At 67.9% G+C, this 16,901-nt stretch carries 16 protein-coding genes; 14 read left to right on the top strand and 2 right to left on the bottom strand.

All coding sequences use genetic code 11. The features are described from left to right. Positions 1 to 25 precede the first annotated feature (25 nt). The 5 genes from gcvP (at position 26) to folE (ending at position 7,070) form a co-directional block, all read left to right on the top strand. The gene (gene gcvP, locus K7B09_RS06700) at positions 26 to 2,926 is read left to right on the top strand and encodes an aminomethyl-transferring glycine dehydrogenase (protein WP_223628106.1); all 2,901 of its coding nucleotides are present in this window, start codon (positions 26 to 28) and stop codon (positions 2,924 to 2,926) included. A 316-nt stretch (positions 2,927 to 3,242) separates the two neighbouring features. Next, on the top strand, positions 3,243 to 4,658 hold the full coding sequence (locus K7B09_RS06695; protein ID WP_223628104.1) for a cryptochrome/photolyase family protein: 1,416 nt from the start codon (positions 3,243 to 3,245) through the stop codon (positions 4,656 to 4,658). 200 nt (positions 4,659 to 4,858) lie between these two features. Continuing rightward, entirely contained in the window at positions 4,859 to 5,434 is a 576-nt protein-coding gene (locus K7B09_RS06690; protein ID WP_223628102.1) for a lipocalin family protein, read from the top strand. Further along, entirely contained in the window at positions 5,431 to 6,192 is a 762-nt protein-coding gene (locus K7B09_RS06685; RefSeq protein ID WP_223628100.1) for a hypothetical protein, read from the top strand. Before K7B09_RS06690 ends, K7B09_RS06685 begins: the two co-directional genes overlap by 4 nt. Before the next feature lie 158 nt (positions 6,193 to 6,350). Continuing rightward, positions 6,351 to 7,070: a GTP cyclohydrolase I gene (gene folE / locus K7B09_RS06680; RefSeq protein WP_223628098.1), complete on the top strand. Its 720-nt coding sequence runs from the start codon at positions 6,351 to 6,353 to the stop codon at positions 7,068 to 7,070. A 93-nt stretch (positions 7,071 to 7,163) separates the two neighbouring features. Here the strand turns inward: folE and K7B09_RS06675 are convergent, their stop codons facing one another. Together K7B09_RS06675 and K7B09_RS06670 are read right to left on the bottom strand one after the other, a co-directional pair. After that, on the bottom strand, positions 7,164 to 7,838 hold the full coding sequence (locus K7B09_RS06675; protein WP_223628097.1) for a ChrR family anti-sigma-E factor: 675 nt from the start codon (positions 7,836 to 7,838) through the stop codon (positions 7,164 to 7,166). Continuing rightward, the gene (locus tag K7B09_RS06670; RefSeq protein WP_223628095.1) at positions 7,835 to 8,410 is read right to left on the bottom strand and encodes a sigma-70 family RNA polymerase sigma factor; all 576 of its coding nucleotides are present in this window, start codon (positions 8,408 to 8,410) and stop codon (positions 7,835 to 7,837) included. Before K7B09_RS06670 ends, K7B09_RS06675 begins: the two co-directional genes overlap by 4 nt. A 240-nt stretch (positions 8,411 to 8,650) precedes the next feature. Here K7B09_RS06670 and K7B09_RS06665 point away from each other — a divergent pair, with 240 nt between their 5' ends. From K7B09_RS06665 to K7B09_RS06625, 9 genes are all read left to right on the top strand, one after another. Then, positions 8,651 to 9,574, top strand: coding sequence for an acyl-CoA desaturase (locus tag K7B09_RS06665; RefSeq protein WP_425507845.1), 924 nt, complete (start codon positions 8,651 to 8,653; stop codon positions 9,572 to 9,574). A 1-nt stretch (position 9,575) separates the two neighbouring features. Continuing rightward, the gene (locus tag K7B09_RS06660) at positions 9,576 to 10,838 is read left to right on the top strand and encodes an NAD(P)/FAD-dependent oxidoreductase (protein ID WP_223628093.1); all 1,263 of its coding nucleotides are present in this window, start codon (positions 9,576 to 9,578) and stop codon (positions 10,836 to 10,838) included. After that, entirely contained in the window at positions 10,835 to 11,611 is a 777-nt protein-coding gene (locus K7B09_RS06655; RefSeq protein ID WP_223628091.1) for a DUF1365 domain-containing protein, read from the top strand. The genes K7B09_RS06660 and K7B09_RS06655 overlap by 4 nt, the downstream gene beginning before the upstream one ends. Continuing rightward, positions 11,608 to 12,861, top strand: a complete 1,254-nt coding sequence (locus tag K7B09_RS06650; RefSeq protein ID WP_223628089.1) for an SAM-dependent methyltransferase — start codon at positions 11,608 to 11,610, stop codon at positions 12,859 to 12,861. Before K7B09_RS06655 ends, K7B09_RS06650 begins: the two co-directional genes overlap by 4 nt. Further along, positions 12,858 to 13,391 carry a DUF2878 domain-containing protein gene (locus K7B09_RS06645; protein ID WP_223628087.1) on the top strand — a complete coding sequence of 178 codons (534 nt, stop codon included), beginning with the start codon at positions 12,858 to 12,860 and terminating at the stop codon, positions 13,389 to 13,391. The genes K7B09_RS06650 and K7B09_RS06645 overlap by 4 nt, the downstream gene beginning before the upstream one ends. Next, positions 13,388 to 14,161: a DUF1295 domain-containing protein gene (locus tag K7B09_RS06640; protein WP_223628085.1), complete on the top strand. Its 774-nt coding sequence runs from the start codon at positions 13,388 to 13,390 to the stop codon at positions 14,159 to 14,161. Before K7B09_RS06645 ends, K7B09_RS06640 begins: the two co-directional genes overlap by 4 nt. A 21-nt stretch (positions 14,162 to 14,182) precedes the next feature. Further along, a complete protein-coding gene (locus K7B09_RS06635; RefSeq protein WP_223628083.1) occupies positions 14,183 to 15,262 on the top strand; it encodes an SAM-dependent methyltransferase in 1,080 nt (359 codons plus the stop codon). 11 nt (positions 15,263 to 15,273) lie between these two features. Next, positions 15,274 to 15,828, top strand: coding sequence for a lipocalin family protein (locus tag K7B09_RS06630; RefSeq protein ID WP_223628081.1), 555 nt, complete (start codon positions 15,274 to 15,276; stop codon positions 15,826 to 15,828). 85 nt (positions 15,829 to 15,913) lie between these two features. Next, the gene (locus K7B09_RS06625; protein ID WP_223628079.1) at positions 15,914 to 16,777 is read left to right on the top strand and encodes a Rossmann-fold NAD(P)-binding domain-containing protein; all 864 of its coding nucleotides are present in this window, start codon (positions 15,914 to 15,916) and stop codon (positions 16,775 to 16,777) included. Positions 16,778 to 16,901: the final 124 nt, after the last annotated feature.

The following is a 16,901-nucleotide window of genomic DNA, read 5'->3' as shown; positions in this document are numbered from 1 at the left end:
GCGCACTGCGCCCTCGGATGCCGCCATGACTCAGCCCTCGCTTCGCTCGCTCGAACACCACGACGCTTTCATCGAACGCCATATCGGCCCGAATGATGCCGAAATTGCCGCCATGCTTGCGCAGGTCGGCCACGCTTCGCTGGAAGCCTTCACCGATGCCATCGTGCCGGCCTCGATCAAGTCAGCCAACCCGCTGGCGTTGCCAGAGGCGATGACCGAGGTCGACGCGCTGGCCAGGATCCGCGCCATCGCGCAGAAGAACCAGCTGTTCAAGAGCTTCATCGGCCAGGGCTACTACGGCACCCACACGCCCAACGTCATCCTGCGCAACATCCTGGAAAACCCGGCGTGGTACACCGCGTACACACCGTATCAGGCCGAGATTTCGCAAGGCCGGATGGAGGCGCTGATCAATTTCCAGACCATGATTGCCGACCTGACCGGCATGGACATCGCCAGCGCTTCGTTGCTGGACGAAGCCTCTGCCGCAGCGGAGGCCATGACGCTGGCCAAGCGCAGTGCCAAGTCGAAATCCGACACGTTCCTGGTGGTGGGTGACACCCATCCGCAGACCATCGAAGTGTTGCAAACCCGCGCCGAGCCGCTGGGCCTGAAGGTGAACGTGGTGCGCGGCACCGACGCGGTGCACGCCGCGATCGCCGAGGGCGATTACTTCGGCGTGCTGGTGCAGTACCCGGCCTCCAGCGGCTGGGTCGCCGACTGGGAGAAGGACGCCGAGGCCATCCACGCGCACAACGCATTGTTCGTGGTCGCTACCGACCTGCTGGCCCTGACCCTGCTGAAGTCGCCGGGCGAAATGGGCGCCGATATCGTGATCGGCAACAGCCAGCGCTTTGGTGTGCCGTTCGGCTTCGGCGGCCCGCATGCCGCGTTCATGGCCTGCCGCGATGCGTTCAAGCGCAGCATGCCCGGCCGCCTGATCGGCGTGTCCATCGACGCCGACGGCAACCCCGCCTACCGCCTCACCCTGCAAACCCGCGAGCAGCACATCCGCCGCGAAAAGGCCACCTCCAACATCTGCACCGCGCAGGTGCTGCTGGCGGTGATGGCCTCGATGTATGCCGTCTACCACGGCCCGGACGGCCTGAAGCGCATTGCGCAGCGCGTGGCGCGCTACACCGCGATTCTTGCTGCGGGCCTGAAGGAATTGGGCTTTGGCACCGTGCACGCGACCGCATTCGACACGCTGTGCATCGATGCCGGCGACAACAACGCTGCGATTGCCGAACGTGCGCGCAGTCTGGGTGCCAACTTGCGTGTGCGTGGCAATGGCTCGTTGTGCATCTCGCTGGATGAAACCACCACGCGCAACGATCTTGAATTGCTGTGGACGATCTTTGGCGGCGATGCGGCCAAGCTGCCGTCGATCGACGCGCTGGACGCCAGCGCGCCGTCGCTGATCCCGGCCGAATTGACGCGCACCAGCACGTTCATGACCCACCCGGTGTTCAACAGCCACCACAGCGAGCACGAACTGCTGCGCTACCTGCGCACGCTGGCCGACAAGGATCTGGCGATGGATCGCACCATGATCCCGCTGGGCAGCTGCACCATGAAGCTCAACGCCACCGCCGAGATGATCCCGGTGACCTGGCCGGAGTTCGGCAACCTGCATCCGTTCGTACCGGCCGAGCAGGCGCAGGGCTACAAGGAGCTGATCGACGGGCTGGAAGCGATGCTGGTGGAAGCCACCGGCTACGACGCGGTGAGCCTGCAGCCGAACTCCGGCGCGCAGGGCGAATACGCCGGCCTGCTGGCAATCCGCGCGTATCACGTCTCACGCGGCGAGGGCCACCGCAATATCTGCCTGATCCCGGAATCGGCGCACGGCACCAACCCGGCATCCGCCAACATGTGCGGGATGAAGGTGGTCGTCACCAAGTGCGACGCCAACGGCAACGTGGATGTCAACGACATTCGCGCACAAGCTGAAAAGCATTCGGCCAACCTTGCCGCGATCATGATGACCTACCCGTCCACCCACGGCGTGTTCGAAGAAGACGTGGTGGAGATCTGCGAAATCATCCATGCGCATGGCGGCCAGGTGTACACCGACGGCGCCAACATGAACGCGCTGGTGGGTCTGGCCAAGCCCGGCAAATGGGGTTCGGACGTCTCCCACCTCAACCTGCACAAGACCTTCTGCATCCCGCACGGCGGCGGCGGCCCCGGCGTCGGCCCGTGCGCGGTGAAGGCGCATCTGGCACCGTTCCTGCCCAAGGCGTTTGGTGAACATGGCGTGCGCACGCAAGGTACTGGCAAGGGCGCGATGGTGAGTGCCGCCAGCTTTGGCAGCGCTTCGATCCTGCCGATCAGCTGGATGTACATCGCGATGATGGGCCGCGACGGCCTGCGCAAGGCGACCCAGGTGGCGATGCTCAACGCCAACTACATCGCCAAGCGGCTGGCCCCGCACTTCCCCACCCTGTACACCGGCCGTAATGGCCTGGTGGCACACGAGTGCATCCTCGACCTGCGCCCGCTGGAGAAGCTCTCCGGCATCAGCGCCGAAGACGTGGCCAAGCGCCTGATCGACTTCGGCTTCCACGCGCCGACCCTGAGCTTCCCGGTCGCCGGCACATTGATGGTGGAACCCACTGAGTCCGAATCCAAGCACGAGCTCGATCGCTTCATCGACGCGATGATCCAGATTCGCGCCGAAATTCAGGATGTGATCGACGGCAAGCTGGACCGCGCCGACAATCCGCTCAAGCACGCTCCGCACACGGCAGTGCAGGTGTCGGCCAGCGCGTGGGCGCATGCCTACCCGCGCGAGCTGGCCGCATTCCCGCTGCCGGTGCTCAAGCAGGTCAAGTACTGGCCGCCGGTGGCGCGCGTGGACAACGTGCATGGCGACAAGAACGTGATGTGTGCTTGCATCCCGGTGGATGCGTACAAAGACTGACAGTACGCTCGGGGGCAGCAGTCATGGTACCGAACAGACTGTGCGTGATGCGGTGAGGACATTCCCCGATTGACTACGCGCAATTGCGGATTGCAGTGATCGCAACCATCGGGATCTGCCGATGCTGCTTCACCAGCCTGCTCATGACGGCAACCGCATCCGGTGCACACGGATGCGGTTGCCCGGAGCATCCGGGTGGGTGCGTTGCAAGCCGGGCAAGGCAATCCCGGCAGACGCTGGGTGATGACGATGCATCCAAAATCGGCAAGTCTTCGTACCCTGATCCTGTGTTGTATTGCATGAGGCGGTTAACGCTGTGTCCACCGCAATTGTCCTATTCCGGCGTGACCTCCGGCTGGCAGACAATCCTGCTCTGGTCGCAGCGTGCGCCAAGCATGACCGGATCCTGCCGACCTACATCCATGCTCCCGATGAGCAAGCCCCATGGGCACCCGGTGCCGCCAGCCGCTGGTGGCTGCACCACGGGTTGGAAGCGCTGCACGGCCAGCTGGCGGCGCAAGGCGGCGATCTGCACCTGCTGGCCGGTGACACCCTGGATCATCTGCGCGCCCTGATCCGCGCCACCGGCGCCACCGCCATCCATTGGAACCGCCGCTACGACCCGGCGGGAATTGCCCGCGACGCTGCGCTGAAGGCGGCGCTGCACGAGGATGGCGTCGCCGTCCACAGCCATGCCGGCGCGCTCTGGAGCGAGCCGTGGACGCTGGCCACCGATGCTGGGCAGCCGTATCGGGTGTTCACCCCGTTCTGGCGCAAGCTGCGCACCGGCCTGCCGGACGCGGCACCGCTGCCCTCGGCGCACGCGCGGCAATGGCTACGCCAGCCGGGCAGCCTGCCGACCGCAGCGCTGGGGCTGCTACCCACGATCCGCTGGGACGCGGGACTGGCCAGCAGCTGGACCCCCGGTGAAGCCGGTGCGCACGAACTGCTGGAGATCTTCGCCGACGATGCCGTGGCGGATTATGCGAAAGGCCGCGACCTGCCGGCACGCCACGGCACCTCGCGCCTGTCGCCGCATCTGCATTTCGGCGAAATCACCCCGCGCCAGATCCAGCGCATGCTGCAGGACCGCGCAGCGGCCACCGATGCGCGTCGGCACCCTGACCTGGAACCCTATCTGCGCGAGCTGGGCTGGCGCGAATTCGCCCACCACCTGCTGTACCACTTCCCGCACACGCCCGACGCCAACTTCAACCCGCGCTTCGATGGCTTCCGCTGGGCCGCAGCGGATGAGGTGCTGCTGGAGCGCTGGCGGCGCGGCCGCACCGGCATCCCGCTGGTCGATGCCGGCATGCGCGAGCTCTGGCATACCGGCTGGATGCACAACCGCGTGCGCATGGTGGTGGCCAGCTTCCTGACCAAGAACCTGCGCCAGCACTGGCAGCACGGCGCCCGCTGGTTCTGGAACACGCTGGTGGATGCCGACCTGGCTAACAACACGCTGGGCTGGCAGTGGGTGGCCGGTTGCGGTGCCGACGCGGCGCCCTACTTCCGCGTGTTCAATCCCTACCTGCAGGCGGCGAAGTTCGATCCCGAGGCTGTCTATCTCAAACGCTGGCTGCCGGAATTGGCGGGGCTGCCGGCAAAGGTGATCCATGAGGCCTGGCGTCACCCGTCGGTGTTCGCCGGCAAGGGCTACCCTGCCCCGATGGTGGATCTGGGCGCCTCGCGCGATGCCGCGCTGGCGGCGTGGAGCGCGTTGGCGGACTGATCAGACCTGCGCCGCCACCGCCGAGGACAGCACCACCGAAGACCGCATCGGTGCCGCGCTCGGCATCACTGGCCCCACGCTTTCGAATGCAAGCTGATACGCGCAGTACGCACGATCGGATACACACCGCCGCGGGCCTGCTGCATCCGATTCCGGCGGGACTGCGTACAGGCCGCATCTCAAACTATTGCCTTGCCGCCATGCGCAGCCTTGTTGCCTCCGCCCTGCCCCTCCTGCTGACGCTCTTGCTGACCGGCTGTGCCGAGGCCCGCCCCCCCATCCCGACCGTGCAGAACGTCGACCTGCAGCGCTTCATGGGCCGCTGGTACGTGATCGGCATCCTTCCCACCCGGCTGGAACGCGGCAACCACAATCCGGTGGAAACCTATCAGTTGGATAGCAAGGGCAATGTCTGCACTTGGTATCGCTACCGGCCGGATGCAGCCAATGCGCCGGTCAAATTGCTGCAATCCACCGGGTTGGTCGTGCCCGGCACCGGCAATGCGGAATGGAAAATCCGCTTCTTCGGCCTGTTCAAGGCCCAGTACAAAGTGGGCTGGCTGGCAGAAGACTACAGCCAAGTGATGATTGTGCGGGATGCCCGCGACTACCTCTGGTACATGGCACGCACGCCCTCGGTATCAGAAAGCGACTATCAGGCGATGCTGGTGCGTGCTGGCGCACTAGGCTACGACGCAAGCCGCATCGAACGTGTGCCGCAACACTGGCCAGAGACGGATGTTGGCAAGGATACGTTCCAAGGGGCATGCAAATGAGGTATCTGGTCCTCGCGCTGGCGCTGGCGATGCCACTGGTGGGCTGGCTGTCCAACAGCGGATGGCTGGGCCCGACCAACGGCGAGATCTCCAATCGCTACCCCACGCTGATCGTGGCGGCCGGCTACGCCTTCGCTATCTGGGGGCCGATCTTCCTGCTGGATGGGGTGTTCGGCATTGCCCAGGCCGGCGTGCGCGCGCCCGACGCGCGCCTGCGTCGCATCCGCGTGCTCACCGCAATCGGATTCGCGCTGACCTCGCTGTGGATGGTGGTATTCACCCTGCAATGGTTCTGGCTGGCGCTGGCGGTCATCTGGGGCAGCCTGGCTTGCCTGCTGGGCGCAGCGTGGCTGGCGTCGCATACAAGCCAACACCGGCGCGGCCCATGGTGGCAATGGCTGCCGCTATCACTGCACGCCGGATGGGTCTCGCTGGCGGTGTTCCTCAACGTGGCGCAGGTGGTGGTCGCGTTCGAGCTGCTGTCGATCGAGCGGATGCTGCCGTGGACGCTGGTGCTGTTCGCGCTGGCCGGGCTCCTGTTGCTGGCCGTGGTGGTGAAGCTGCGCGGCAACCCGTGGTACGCGCTGGCGGCCGTGTGGGGCCTGCTGGGCGTGCATGCCCGGCAGCAGGCGTCCGATCTGCCCGGCGCCGACATGGCCGCCAATGTCGCGCTGGTACTGGCCGTGCTGGTGGCGCTGACCGCACTGGTCGCAGGCGCCATGGGCTGGCGCGAACGCCGCAAGCTCCGCACGGGATGAATGACCAGCCTGCGCCTGCTGCTGGCCGATCTCGATGCGCTGTCAACACACCACTGCATCCAACCCCGTCGCTGCCGCGTAAGTACTGCCATGCCGCACTGCCGCAGATGGCCTGCGCCCAGCCAGTGTCCCCCTTCCCCAGCCTTCGAGGCCCCTCCATGTCGCAGCCCTTGCGGGATCCCGCATCCATCCATCACCTGGCGCTGCTGCCGGCGTCGCAGCGCGTCCGCGAACGCCTGCGCAGCGCCGGCAGCCGCTTCCACGCCAACGACAACATCGCCGACTACCTCGAGGACGGCGAGCTGGAGGCGATCGAAGGCGAGGTGGCCGCCAAGGCGCAGGAGATGCTGCGGGCGCTGGTCATCGACGTCGACAACGACCACAACACACGCGACACCGGCCGCCGGCTGGCCAAGATGTTCGTGCGCGAACTGTTCGCCGGCCGCTACCAGCATGCGCCCGCGGTCACCGAGTTCCCCAACGCCGAGCGCCTGAACGAGCTGATGATCGTCGGCCCGCTGCGCGTGCGCAGCGCCTGCTCGCACCACCTGTGCCCGATCATGGGCCGGGTCTGGGTGGGCGTGCTGCCCGACGCCGACTCCAACCTGATCGGCCTGTCCAAATACGCCCGCCTGATCGACTGGATCATGAGCCGGCCGCAGATCCAGGAGGAAGCCGTCAGCCAGATCGCCGACCTGCTGGAGCAGCGGCTGAAGCCGGACGGTATCGCCGTGGTGATGGAAGCCGACCACTACTGCATGCACTGGCGCGGCGTGAAGGACGACGAGTCGAAGATGATCAACAGCGTGATGCGTGGCCGCTTCCTGGCCGACCCGTCGCTGCGCAAGGAATTCCTGTCGCTGCGCCACCGCGGCTGACCGGGGCCCACTTCACCAAGACGAACGGCCCGCATCGCGAGATGCGGGCCGTTTCCTTCTGGGACAGGAGAGGCGTTCGGCGGTGGGCCGGGGTTACAGGCCCACCAGCGGCTGCAGCTTGCGCGCCAGCCAGCCGCGGAACTGCAGCGGGCCGTCCAGCGCCGCCACGCAGATGCAGGGCACGCCCGGCGAGGTCACCGGCTGGTGCTCGATGTCGCTGTCCAGGTCGGCCATGTCGCCGGGGCCGAAATGGCCCAGCTCGTCGTCGTAGGCACCCTTGAGGATCTGGGTCAGCTCGCTGCCGCCATGGCTGTGCACCGGCATGCTCTTGCCCGGCGCGATCCTGAGCAGGACCAAGGTATCGCCGCTGCTGCGCGGCGCGCGGATCATGTGCACGCCCGGTGCCATCCAGCGCCAGCGCAGCGCTTTCCAGCTCTTGCCGAAATACGGCTGCAACGGACGTGGCAGCGCGTCCAGCGAACGCGGGGCATCGGCGGTTTCGGACAGGCCATTTGCCGCCGCGGGCAGCGGCTGACTCAGGCGCGCCAGCATGTCCTCGCGCAGGCGTGCGGCCTGCTGCGGCTCCGGCGCCGCGGGTTGCTGCTGCGACAGCAGCACGCCGCCGACCCGCTCGGCCGCTGCCAGCTGCTGGCGGCAGTAGCCGCAGCCTTCCAGATGGGTGTCGGCCACTGCCGCCATTTCCGGCGACAGCGCGCCGGCGGCATGGCTGACCAGGGTGGCCGGATCGAGGTGATGGCGCGGGGTCATGTGGCCTCCTGCACGCCCGACTGCAGACGCAGGAAGGCACGGCGGATGGAGGATTTGACCGTGCCCAGCGGCATCCCGAGTTCATCGGCGATCTGCTGGTGGGACTTGGCTTCGAAATAGGACATGCGAATCAGGCGGGCTTGGGTCGCGGACAGGCGCTCGATGCGTTCGTTGAGGTCGGCGTGGGCAGCAAAGCTCTCCGCGGAGGAGAACGCGGGATTGTCGGTTTCCGCCTCGAACTCCAGCGGCTCCATGTCCACGGCGATCCACTGGTTCTCCCGGCGCAGCCGGTCGATGTGCAGGTTGCGGGCGATCCGGAACAGCCAGGTGGCCAGCGAACTGCGCGCTGCGTCGTAGCTGTCGGCGCGCTGCCACAGGCGCAGCAGTGCTTCCTGCGCCAGCTCCTCGGCGACCGCTTCGCGGGCGCCCAGGCCGCGCAGGTACAGCCGCACCCGCGGGGCGAAGTGGTCGTAGATCCGCATGAAGCAGGTCTGGTCGCGGCGGCGGGCGACCGCCTGCATCTGCCCGGACCAGTAGCCCGGGTCCCCGGGGCTTGCTTCGGCGATCGACATGGTTCGGGCCACCTCGAAAGGTGACAGATTCCCGTGGGTGGCATCGACACGCATGGTAGGACAAACACCGACGATGGAGGATGGTTGCCGGTCTGTACGCACGCAGCGGCGGATCGGATGCAGCGTGATCGCCCTGCCGCGGCTGCATCCAATCGGCGCAAGCGGGCGTACAGGGGGCAACCGAAGCGGAAGACCGCGATGCCCCAACACCCTGCACTCGCCCCTCCATCACCCGACGACATGCCCGTGCGCATGGCTCGGTGCAGCCTGCTGCAATGGTTCGACAGCGCCGCCGTGCCGGCTGCCGGGGGCGCCGATGCGGACCGGGTGGACTGGCTGCGGGTGCTGCCGTTCGTGTTGCTGCACCTGGGCTGCATCGGGGTGCTGTGGGTCGGCGTTTCGCCGGTGGCGGTGCTGGTCGCCGCCCTGCTCTACGTGGTGCGGATGTTCGCCATCACCGGCTTCTACCACCGCTACTTCTCGCACCGCGCGTTCCGTACCTCGCGTCCGCTGCAGTTCGTGTTCGCACTGATCGGCGCCGCCAGCGTGCAGCGCGGGCCGCTGTGGTGGGCCGCGCACCATCGCCACCACCACCGCCATTCCGATGCCGCGGAAGACCTGCATTCGCCCCGCCACGGGTTCTGGCGCAGCCACATGGGCTGGTTCCTGACCAAGCGCGCCTTCGCCACCGACCTCAGCCGGGTGCCCGACCTGGCGCGCTTCCCGGAACTGCGCTGGCTGGACCGCTACGACGTGGCGGTGCCGGCGGCGATGGCCGTGGGCCTCTATGTCCTAGGCGAGGTGCTGGAGCGCGTCGCGCCGGGGCTGGGTACCAGCGGCCCGCAGCTTCTGGTCTGGGGTTTCTTCATCTCCACCGTGGTGCTGTTCCACGCGACGGTGACGATCAATTCGCTGGCGCACCGCTTCGGCAGCCGCCGCTTCGCCACCACTGACGACAGCCGCAACAACCTCTGGCTGGCGCTGCTGACCTTCGGCGAGGGCTGGCACAACAACCACCATTTCTACTCCAGCAGCGCCCGCCAGGGTTTCCGCTGGTGGGAAATCGACCTGACCTGGTACGGCCTGCGGATGATGGCGTTGCTGGGCCTGGTGCGCGACCTCAAGCCGGTGCCCGATTGGGTGCTGGCGAAGGCGGAGCGCTGAGATGCGGATCGCCGTCGTCGGCTCCGGGATTTCCGGCCTGGCCAGCGCCTGGCTGCTATCTCAGGCGCACGACGTGGTGCTGTTCGAGGCCCACGACTACCTCGGCGGCCACACGCATACGCACCCGATCGAGCTGGCCGGCCAGCGCTACGCCGTGGACACCGGCTTCATCGTCCACAACCCGGCCCACTACCCGCTGCTGACGCGGCTGTTCCGCGCGCTGGGCGTGGCCACCCAGCCCACCACGATGAGCTTCTCGGTGCACAACGCGCGCACCGGGCTGGAATACAACGCCGCCACGCTGGACACGCTGTTCTGCCAGCGCCGCAACCTGGTGTCGCCGCGCTTCCTCGGCATGGTGCGCGACCTGTTCCGGTTCTACCGGCAGGCCCCGTCGCTGCTGGACGGCGACGGTCCCGGTCCGGGCATCGGCGACTGGCTCGATGACAACGGCTATGGCGCCGCCTTCCGCGACGACCACCTGGTGCCGATGGCCTCGGCCCTGTGGTCCTCGCCGCCGGAGCAGGTCCTGGCCTTCCCGGCCCGCTACCTCGTGCAGTTCATGGCCAACCACCAGATGCTGCAGGTCAGCGGCCGCCCCGAATGGCGGGTGGTGCGCGGCGGGTCGTCCACCTATGTATCGGCCCTGCGGGCCCGTTGGCAGGTGCAGGAACGGCTGCGCTGCCCGGTGCGGTCGGTGACCCGCGATGCCCACGGCGTGATCGTGGACAGCGTGGTGGGCAGCGAGCGCTTCGACCGCATCGTGCTGGCCTGCCACAGCGACCAGGCGCTGGCCCTGCTGGGCGATGCCAGTGACGCCGAGCGCGACGTGCTGGGCGCGATCGCCTACCAGCCCAACGACGTGGTGCTCCACACCGATGCCTCCCTGCTGCCGCGCCACCGCAAGGCGTGGGCGGCGTGGAACGCCTTCGTGCCCGGCACGCCCGGCGCGCCCTGCACGGTGAGCTACTGCATGAACCTGCTGCAGGGCCTGCGTTCGCCCGAGCCCTTCGTGGTCACGCTGAACCGCAGCGAGGCCATCGACCCGGCCAAGGTGCTGCGCCGGCTGCACTACCAGCATCCGGTCTACAACGCGGTTTCGGTAGCGGCGCAGCGGCGCAAGGACCGCATCCAGGGCCGCAACCACACCTGGTTCGCCGGCGCCTACTGGGGCTGGGGCTTCCACGAGGACGGCATGCGCAGCGCGGTCGACGTGGCGGCGGGGCTGGGCGTGGACTGGCCGGACGACGGCGGATCGGCATGAACACGCCCCTGCACAGCGCCGTGTACGAGGGCGTGGTGCGCCATCGCCGCGCCGCGCCGCGGCCGCATGCGTTTGCGTACCGGATGGCGCAGCTCTACCTCGACCTCGATGAAATCGACACCGTGTTCCGCGGCCGCTGGCTGTGGTCGGCGGCGCGACGCGCGCTGGCCGAGTTCCGCCGCTCGGATTTCCTGGGCCCGCCGGAACGCCCGCTCAAGGAAGCCGTGAAGGACCGCGTCGAGGCCGCCACCGGCGAACGGCCGGCCGGCCCGGTGCGGCTGCTGGCGCACCTGCGCTATGCCGGCGTGGTGTTCAACCCGGTCAGCTTCTACTACTGCTTCGATGCGGACGGCGAGACCCTGCACAGCATCGTCGCTGAGATCACCAACACCCCCTGGCTGGAGCGGCATGCCTATGTGCTGCCGGTGGGGGCCGCCCGCGGCAACGGGCGGATGCTGCGTTGGGACTTCGACAAGACCTTCCATGTCTCCCCGTTCGTGGGCATGGCCCGCCGCTACGACTGGCGCTTCACGGTCCCGGGCGACACCCTGCACGTCAACATGGCCGTGCTGGGCGCGCACGGCCGCGAGTTCGACGCACACCTGCAGCTGCAGCGTCGGCCGCTGGGCACCGCCACGCTGGCGCGGGTGCTGTGGCGCTATCCGCTGATGACCGCGCAGGTGATCGGCGCCATCTACTGGCAGGCGCTGCGGCTGTGGCTCAAGCGCACACCTTTCCACGACCACCCCCGACTTTCAGGAGGCCGTTCTTGAACGCCATCGTCCAGTCCGCACCGGCCAGCGCCTTCGGCGCCTTCAACCGGTTCCTGCGCCAGCGCCTGCTCGAACGCCTGTCCGGCTTCGGCCACGGCCACCTGGAGGTGCGCGACGCCCTCGGCACCATCGCGGTCGGCCGCGCCGGCGATGGCCCCACGGTCACGCTGGAGGTGCTGGATCCGGGCTTCTATCGCGCGCTTGCCGGCAACGGCAGCGTGGGCGCCGGCGAGGCCTACATGGACGGGCTGTGGCGCTGCAGCGACCTGGTGGCGCTGGTGCGCCTGCTGGTGCGCAACCGCGATCTGCTGGACGGCATGGAAACCGGCAGCGCGCGGTTGGGCGGGCTGGCGATGAAGGCCATCCACCTGCTTCGCCGCAACACGCGCAGCGGCAGCCGGCGCAACATCGCCGCCCATTACGACCTGGGCAACGAATTCTTCCGCCTGTTCCTCTCCGAAGACCTGATGTATTCGTCGGCCTACTGGGCCGGCACGGACGACACGCTGGAAGCGGCCTCCACCCGCAAGCTGGACCTGATCTGCCGCAAGCTGGCGCTGGGCCCGGACGACCACGTGGTGGAGATCGGCACCGGTTGGGGCGGGTTCGCCGTGCACGCCGCCAAGCACTACGGTTGCCGCGTCACCACCACCACCATTTCGCGCGAGCAGCATGACCTGGCCGCGGCGCGGATCCAGCAGGCGGGGCTGGGCGACCGCATCACCCTGCTGCAGTCCGACTACCGCGACCTCACCGGCCAGTACGACAAGCTGGTGTCGATCGAGATGATCGAGGCGGTGGGCGCGGATTTCCAGGACAGCTACTTCGCCCAGATCGGCCACCTGCTGAAGCCGGAGGGGCTGGCGCTGGTGCAGGCCATCACCATCGAGGACCACCGCTACGAGCAGGCGCTGGCCTCGGTCGACTTCATCAAGCGCCACGTGTTCCCCGGCTGCTTCATTCCCTCGGTCAGCGCGATGCTGGCCTCGAAGACCCGCAGCAGCGACCTGGCGCTGGTGGGGCTGGAGGATTTCGGGCTGTCCTATGCCCGCACCCTGCAGGCCTGGCGCGAGCGCTTCCTCGCGCAGCTGCCGGCGGTGCGTGCGCAGGGCTATGACGAGCGCTTCGTCCGCATGTGGGAGTTCTACCTTGCTTATTGCGAAGGCGGGTTCCGCGAGCGCTCCATCGGCGTCTCGCACCTGCTGATGGCCAAGCCGGGCTGGCGTCCGTCGGGTTCGGAGGCGGCATGACCTTCTGGCTGACCCTGCTGGCCTACCAGGCCACCTGGTTCGCGGCGGTGATCGGCGCCGGCCACGGCCTGTGGTGGCCGGGCGTCGCCGCCGCCGGGCTGTTCGCGCTCTGGCGGTTGTTGGTATCGCCGCACCGGGCGCTGGAAGCACGGCTGGTGGTGGTCGCGCTGGGGCTGGGTCTGCTACTGGAAAACCTGTGGGTGCGCACCGGCCTGCTCGACTACGCGGTGGCCTGGCCGTGGGCCAGCTCGCCGGCGTGGATCCTGGCGCTGTGGTGGGCGTTCGCGCTGTCCATCGTCCCGCTGCTGGGCTATCTGCACCGGCGCCTGCTGCTGGCGGCGGTGTTCGGGGCCATCGGCGGCCCGCTGGCCTATCTCGGCGCCGCGCGCGGCTGGCACGTCGTCCAGTTCGCCCAACCACAGTGGCATAGCCTGCTGGCACTGGCGGCGGGCTGGGCGGTGGCGATGCCGCTGCTGGCTTGGCTGGCCCGGCGCGGCCTGCAATCCACGTCTCCTGGAGGTACCGCATGACCACCGCCCAACAACTGCCATGGATCTGGCTGCTGGCCGCCGTGCTGATGGTGCTCGGCTGGCAGTGGCAGCGTCGCCGCGACAATGCCGGCATCGTCGATGTGCTCTGGTCCGCCGGCCTGGCCGCCGCGGCGCTCCTGCTGGCGCTGACCGGCACCGGCGCACCCGGCGCACGCCTGCTGGTGGGCGTGCTGGCCACCGCCTGGGCGCTGCGGCTGGCCCTGCACCTGTGGGCGCGCGTGCGCAGCGAACCGGAGGACTGCCGCTACCGCGCCCTGCGGGAGCACTGGCAGGGAAGCCAGCTGAAATTCTTCGGCTTCTTCCAGTTCCAGGCGCTGCTGGTGGTGCTGTTCTCGCTGCCGCTGGCGGCCGTGGCCGGGCATCCGGCGCCCGCACCCTGGCAGCTGGCCGTGGCCGCCGTGATCTGGCTGGTTTCGGTGGGCGGCGAATCGCTGGCGGACGCACAACTGGCCCGTTTCCGCGCCGACCCGTCGAACCGCGGCAAGACCTGCCGCAGCGGCCTGTGGCGGTATTCGCGCCATCCGAACTATTTCTTCGAATGGCTGCACTGGTGCGCCTACGCGGTCGCCGCCATCGGCGCGCCGCTGGCCTGGCTGGGCTGGCTGGGACCGGTCGTGATGTACCTGTTCCTGCGCTACATCAGCGGCATTCCGTTTACCGAACAGCAGGCCCTGCGCACGCGGGGCGACGACTACCGGGACTACCAGCGCAGCACGCCGATGCTGTTCCCCTGGTTCCCGAAATCCTGACACCGCCACGAGGAGCGCGCGATGACCACGACCACCCTGGACGCCAACGAATTGGCCCGCGACCTCCCCGCCCCCGGCCTGCTGGGCCTGGCGGAGCGCGGCTGGCTGCCGGACGCCGCCATCCGCGCCGGCATCCGCCGCCTGTGCGAACAGCGCCTGAAGGACGAACTGGCCGGCGGCGTGGAAGCCCAGTCCGCGCGCCAGCGTGCCCGGCTGGACGAGCTGCGCCACAGCCCGGTGGCGATCGAGACCGAGGCCGCCAACGCCCAGCACTACGAGCTGCCGCCGGCGTTCTTCACCCAGTGCCTCGGCCCGCGGCTGAAATATTCCTGCTGCTACTACCCGCGTGGCGACGAAACGCTGGGCGAGGCCGAGGAGGCCATGCTGGCGCTCTACTGCGAACGCGCCGGACTGGCCGACGGCCAGGACATCCTGGAGCTGGGCTGCGGCTGGGGCTCGCTGACATTGTGGATGGCGGAGCACTACCCGAACGCCCGCATCACCGCGGTGTCCAATTCCAACGGGCAGCGCGGCTTCATCGAAGCCCGCTGCCGCGAGCGCGGGCTGGACAACGTGCGCGTGCTGACCCGCGACGTGAACACGCTGGACCTGCCCGCGGACGCGTTCGACCGCTGCGTCTCGGTCGAGATGTTCGAGCACATGCGCAACTACGACAGCCTGCTGGGCCGCATCGCCGGCTGGCTGCGCCCGGGTGGCCGGCTGTTCGTGCACATCTTCGTGCATCGCACCCTGCTGTATCCGTTCGAGACGCAGGGCGAGGACAACTGGATGGGCCGACACTTCTTCACCGGCGGCCTGATGCCGGCGGCGGACACGCTGCTGCACTTCCAGGGGCCGCTGGCGATCCGCCAGCAGTGGCTGGTGGAAGGCACCCACTACGAGAAGACCGCCAACCAGTGGCTGGAGCACCAGGACGCGCACCGCACCGAGGTGATGGCGATCCTGCGCGACGCCTACGGCGAGGCCGCCGGCCTGTGGTACCAGCGCTGGCGGATGTTCTGGATGGCCTGTGCGGAGCTGTTCGGTTATGCCGACGGCCAGGAATGGATGGTGTCGCACTACCTGTTCGAGCGTCGCTGACGGGGCCGGCCATGCACCGGCGCCCGTTGCTCCGTCCTGGATCGCTGCTGGCCCTGCTGCTGCTCGCCGGCGCGGTGGTCGCCAACCTGCCCGCCATCCGCCCCGTCCCGCACGTGGACCTGGCCCGGTTCATGGGCACCTGGTACCTCGTCGGCGGCATTCCCACCGCGTTCGAGCGCGACGCGTGGAACGCGGTGGAAACCTACACGCTGCGCAAGGACGGCAGCATCCGCACCACCCTGACCTTCAACCAGGGGCGTGCCAACGGTCCGCGCAAGCACATCGAGGCGCCGGCGCGGGTGCGCCCGGGGACCAACAACGCGGTCTGGGACGTGCGCGTGTTCGGCCCCGTCAAGGCACAGTACGTGGTGGCCTGGCTGCGCGACGACTACAGCCTGATGGTGGTCGCCCGCGACACGCGTGACTATGCCTGGGTCTTTTCACGTTCCAAGCAGGTTTCCGTCGATGATCTTGAGCATGCGCGACAGCAACTGCGCGGCTGGGGCTACAACGTGGACAAATGGCGGCGCGTGCCACACACCGCCACACTGACTGCCAATGACTGACGCAGCCGACCGATTGCGCAGCGGCGCGCACTCTATGGCAACCCCCGCGATTCACGCACACTAGCGATTCACGCACACTAGGCACATGGGAATGCTCCAGCCAAGCGCGCAGATGGATCCGTCAATTTTGCTGGTGGGCGGCGAGTTGTGCCAACGTGTCGCGGCAACACTGCACGCCAGCGGATGGCAGGTCTGGCATTTGCGGCGCAGGCCCAGTGCTGCACCCGGCGTGCTCGGCATTCAAGCCGACTTGTCCGCACCGCATACGCTACGCGGGGTGCTTCCGCAGGTTAGCCACATCCTGTTTGCGCCCTCACCGGATCAAAGGACTGCGGCTTGCTATCAGGCCACCTACCCTGCCGGCTTGCAGAATTTGCTTGCCGCGCTCCCTTGCCGGCAGGACCTGCAACGCGTGCTGCTGGTAGGCTCCACCGTGGTTTGGCCAGAAGCGGGCATCGAATCCGCAGCGTCCTGGGTCGATGAGCGCACCCCCACGCTGGCGAATGAATTTCGCAGTCACGCCCTGCTGATGGCCGAAGCATGGTTGCAGCAGCATCTGCCACAGCAGGCCGTCACCCTTCGGTTGGGCGGCATTTACGGCCCCGGGCGCACGCGCCTGCTGGACAGCTTGCGGCACCAGCGTTTGCTTGCGCCGGAGGGTCCCGGACATTGGTCCAACCGGATCCATATTGAAGATGCCGCTGCCGCCTGCGTACATCTGCTGCAAATCACGCAACCGCAGCCCTGTTATATCGGCACCGATGGCAACCCTGCAGAGAAAGCGGCATTTTATGATCAGCTTGCCGATCTGCTGCGTGTCCCCCGGCCTGCGCGTACGCCAATGCCCCCCACCGGCAAGCGGCTGTCCAATGCGCGCTTGCTGGAAAGCGGCTGGCGCCCGCGTTGGCCGGATGCCGTAGCCGCATACCGTGCGTTGCTGCAGGTTTGACCGAGACTGCTTTGTCACTTGGTCAAGCCCAAGCGCACCTGCTTGCGCCCCCCCCAAAGCCCCGTTCTGCGGGGCTTTGGCTGTTTCGGAATGCGCTATTCCAAAAACAAACCTGATCGGAAAC

This window comes from Thermomonas beijingensis (assembly GCF_020034655.1).
GTDB classification, from domain to species: Bacteria; Pseudomonadota; Gammaproteobacteria; order Xanthomonadales; family Xanthomonadaceae; genus Thermomonas; species Thermomonas beijingensis.
This window is presented reverse-complemented; position numbering and strand designations above follow the sequence as displayed.

Bases quoted from the DNA above. Each gene is read 5' to 3' on its own strand.
- gcvP (WP_223628106.1), top strand. From the start codon at position 26: ATGACTCAGCCCTCGCTTCGCTCGCTCGAACACCACGACGCTTTCATC.
- K7B09_RS06690 (WP_223628102.1), top strand. From the start codon at position 4,859: ATGCGCAGCCTTGTTGCCTCCGCCCTGCCCCTCCTGCTGACGCTCTTG.
- K7B09_RS06685 (WP_223628100.1), top strand. From the start codon at position 5,431: ATGAGGTATCTGGTCCTCGCGCTGGCGCTGGCGATGCCACTGGTGGGC.
- folE (WP_223628098.1), top strand. From the start codon at position 6,351: ATGTCGCAGCCCTTGCGGGATCCCGCATCCATCCATCACCTGGCGCTG.
- K7B09_RS06675 (WP_223628097.1), bottom strand. From the start codon at position 7,838: ATGACCCCGCGCCATCACCTCGATCCGGCCACCCTGGTCAGCCATGCC.
- K7B09_RS06670 (WP_223628095.1), bottom strand. From the start codon at position 8,410: ATGTCGATCGCCGAAGCAAGCCCCGGGGACCCGGGCTACTGGTCCGGG.
- K7B09_RS06665 (WP_425507845.1), top strand. From the start codon at position 8,651: ATGCCCGTGCGCATGGCTCGGTGCAGCCTGCTGCAATGGTTCGACAGC.
- K7B09_RS06660 (WP_223628093.1), top strand. From the start codon at position 9,576: ATGCGGATCGCCGTCGTCGGCTCCGGGATTTCCGGCCTGGCCAGCGCC.
- K7B09_RS06655 (WP_223628091.1), top strand. From the start codon at position 10,835: ATGAACACGCCCCTGCACAGCGCCGTGTACGAGGGCGTGGTGCGCCAT.
- K7B09_RS06645 (WP_223628087.1), top strand. From the start codon at position 12,858: ATGACCTTCTGGCTGACCCTGCTGGCCTACCAGGCCACCTGGTTCGCG.
- K7B09_RS06640 (WP_223628085.1), top strand. From the start codon at position 13,388: ATGACCACCGCCCAACAACTGCCATGGATCTGGCTGCTGGCCGCCGTG.
- K7B09_RS06635 (WP_223628083.1), top strand. From the start codon at position 14,183: ATGACCACGACCACCCTGGACGCCAACGAATTGGCCCGCGACCTCCCC.
- K7B09_RS06630 (WP_223628081.1), top strand. From the start codon at position 15,274: ATGCACCGGCGCCCGTTGCTCCGTCCTGGATCGCTGCTGGCCCTGCTG.
- K7B09_RS06625 (WP_223628079.1), top strand. From the start codon at position 15,914: ATGGGAATGCTCCAGCCAAGCGCGCAGATGGATCCGTCAATTTTGCTG.